This is a genomic window from Niallia sp., from assembly GCF_031978665.1.
Classification (GTDB): Bacteria; Bacillota; Bacilli; order Bacillales; family Cytobacillaceae; genus Niallia.
The window spans coordinates 49,001-52,312 of record NZ_DALZDK010000022.1 but is presented as its reverse complement, the minus strand read 5'-3'; the positions used below and the strand labels follow the sequence as shown (position 1 = coordinate 52,312).

4 protein-coding genes are annotated in these 3,312 nt (G+C 34.4%); all 4 read right to left on the bottom strand.

The window, feature by feature from the left end; genetic code table 11:
• Window positions 1-82 precede the first annotated feature (82 nt).
• Window positions 83-637 (bottom strand): signal peptidase I, encoded by a 555-nt coding sequence (gene lepB / locus RTL21_RS13345; RefSeq protein ID WP_312096376.1) that lies wholly within the window; start codon window positions 635-637, stop codon window positions 83-85.
• Between the two features lie 39 nt (window positions 638-676).
• On the bottom strand, window positions 677-1,297 hold the full coding sequence (locus RTL21_RS13340) for a TVP38/TMEM64 family protein (protein WP_312096375.1): 621 nt from the start codon (window positions 1,295-1,297) through the stop codon (window positions 677-679).
• Between the two features lie 231 nt (window positions 1,298-1,528).
• Window positions 1,529-2,470 (bottom strand): LCP family protein, encoded by a 942-nt coding sequence (locus RTL21_RS13335; protein ID WP_312096374.1) that lies wholly within the window; start codon window positions 2,468-2,470, stop codon window positions 1,529-1,531.
• 361 nt (window positions 2,471-2,831) lie between these two features.
• Window positions 2,832-3,312, bottom strand: a 481-nt coding sequence (locus RTL21_RS13330; protein WP_312096373.1) for an alpha/beta hydrolase family protein, incomplete at its 5' end; no start/stop codon positions are given.

The window sequence follows — 3,312 nt, the reverse complement described above, 5'->3', positions numbered from 1 at the left end:
AATCAGCGAACTTCCAAACAAATGAAAAACAGTCTAACGAAAAAAAGAACTCAACTTTGAGTTCTCATTTAATCTCCAAATCTTAAAAGGAAAATTGAATTTCATTAAATGGCCAATAGCGCAAGCTTACTTTTCCAACTACTTCATCAATAGAAATAAATCCAAAATGTCGACTATCCCAGCTTCCTAACCGATTATCCCCCAAAACAAATAATTTTCCTTTTGGAACTGTAACTTCGCCAGTAATTTCTTTTAGAGTAAAATTCCCTGTTAGCCTTCCTGAAGAAACTTGTTTCCGATAATCATTGAGGAACGGCTCCTCATACTTCTTCCCATTTATAAATAGATGGTCATCTCTATATTCTACTCTGTCTCCAGGGATGCCAATTACTCGTTTCACATAATCATCATTTTCATTTGCATGAAAAACAATAATATCAAAGTGATCAAAATCAGTCATTTTATAACCAACTTTATTAACAACTAATTTGTTTCCGTCCTGCAATGTAGGCATCATCGATTCACCTTCCACTACATAATTGGAGAAGAAAAAAGCACGAATTATAACAAAGATGATAATTCCGATAGCAAACGCCTTTAACCATTCTATGCTTTCTTTCTTTATAGCTTCTTTCAACCTCTATCTCCTCCAAACAAAATTTACAGACCATATTTACTAATGGCTTCTCTCTTTCTCATCAATCCCTACATTATTCATTTTTATCTCGATTCTTTTTCCAACAAACCAAAGAATAAAGATGGCAATAACAACAGGTATCGTACGTAACGGTTGCGTAATCATCGATTTCAAGTCATAGCCAATAAAGCTAATTGTACTAATCATCACGAGTTTACCTGCAATTACTGCAAGAATATATTGGCTCGTACTAATCCTAGATAAACCAGCCACTATATTTACTAGTGCAGAAGGTGTAAAAGGAAAACATAGCAGTAAGAATAACGGGCCAAATCCATGTCTTTCAATCCAGATCATTGGCTTTTGAACCTTTTTGTGCTTTCTTAAAAAGCTTAGCAGTCTTTTCTTCCCATACTTTCGGATAATCGAAAAAACAAGTAATGCACCTAAAATCGTTCCAGCCCATGAATATAGAAATCCTAGCCAAAATCCAAATGCATTTACATTAGCCATAATAAAAACAAAAAGTGGCAAAAAAGGGATAAATGCTTCTACCATTGGCAATAAAATCCCTGGCAATGGTCCGAATGAGCGATAACTGTCGATTAATTCCATTATATTATCAAGCGTAAACCATTCTTTAATTAAGTTGATATCCATGAGCACAAAACCCCTTGTATAACTTACGCATCTTTTAGTATGTGTATTCTTTTATTGCGACTTTTTTCGATGAATCCACTTAAAAACCCAAGGATTATTAACACCCTTCCCCTTAAACAAGAATGCTTTTTTGCTTAAAGATTCCGATCCGTAAAAAATCCCACCTGACTATTCCATTTTAATTCATCTACTACTGTTTAAGTATAAAGAATATGTTAAAAAGCATTCCGTTTATTGTGCTAAAAATTCTGTTATTGCTGTTTTATTCGCTTCTAAATCAACCGATAAGACGGCAGCTCCATTAACTCGCATATCCTGGAAAGTTCCATCTACAGGAACTCTTAACGACTCTACCTCGTGATTTTTTGAAGTTAATAAATCTTTGCCGATAAACAACATATCTCCCGTTTCCATGCTCGTATTAATATAAGGCATTATTACCCCCGCCAGTTTTGGCAACTTAGCAAATGTCTGTACAGCAGAAACTTGATCGGCTATTGCTTGTAATGTTTTTTGTTGTCTTGCTACTCGTCCAAAATCAGATTCTGCATCATGTCTGAAACGAACATATCCTAATAACTGCTTTCCATTTAAACGTTGCAGTCCTGGCTCCAATGTAACTCCAATATTAGCAGACATTTGCTTTTCTACATCGATTTCCACCCCATTTGGGAATGCTTCATCAATTACCGCTTCAAATCCTTCAAAATTAATAATCGCATAATATTGCAAATCTATATCAAAATTTTGTTTGATTGTTTGCCTTAAAAGCTCAGGACCACCAAGCGTATAAGCGGTATTAATTCTACCTTGACTATATCCAGGTATATCCACATACATATCTCTCATTAGCGATATAATTTTATATGTACCTCTATCAGGATGATATTGGGCAACCATTATAGTATCTGTTCTAGACTGCTCTTCTCCTATACGCTGGTCACTCCCAAGTAACAGAATATTTGTTCCTCCGCTACTATCCTTTTCCCCATTAAATTCATATTTAACCTCGTCGATTCCTATCTTCCCTCTCGACTGCTTTTCGCCTTGCTTAAATTGAAAAATGCTATATATACCTGCAAATAGTATAAATAGAATTAGGAATAGAAAGAAAACTCTTCCTTTACGTAATCTCCTTCTTTTCTTACCTTTTCGATATTCCGTTCTCCCCATTTCTTTTAATCCCTTCTATATTCAAAATCTTTTTTATTGTTTTTAATGATCTTATTACTATCAATTGTAACCTTTGTACAAAAATATAGACCTTCTTTTCTATGTAAAATCCAGCTGGTTATCTAACTCCTTAATTTCTTAATGGTTCACTTTCTTTTTACTATCATATCAAAAAAAGTTCTTTTCTACATTTTTTTCTTGCTTAAAATTACATTACAAGGTAATATCAAACTTTTTCTGTTTAGTAACATAGCATATTGGGGCATTTTTTAGGCAAATGTCCTATTTGCTTTTTAAATAGAGGCTAATTCATTCCACTTAAAAAGAGGGCACCAAATGGCGCCCTCTTTTCATTGACTCATTAAATATATTCTAAAAACCAGTTGTTAATATAGTTTAGTCTCTCTATTCTAAGCGTAGGCTTTCCGCTTCTTGAAAGTTCATGATTCGAGTCTGGAAAACGTACAAATTTCGTTTCTTTCTTCTGAACCTTTAAAGCAATAAATAATTGCTCTGCCTGTTCAATTGGACATCGATAATCCTTTTCACCATGCAAGATGAGCAAAGGTGTTTGAATGTTATTTACATAGGCTAATGGAGAATGCTTCCACAGTGTTTCCAAATCATTCAAATCTGCTTTTATTTGCCAATCAGCAAAATAATAGCCAATATCACTAACCCCATAAAAACTTATCCAATTAGAAATAGAGCGCTGTGTAACAGCTGCCTTAAAACGATCGGTATGTCCGACAATCCAGTTTGTCATAAAGCCGCCGTAACTCCCTCCCGTAATACCTAAACGGGAATCATCAATAAAGTCAAACGTCTCTAAGCAATAATCC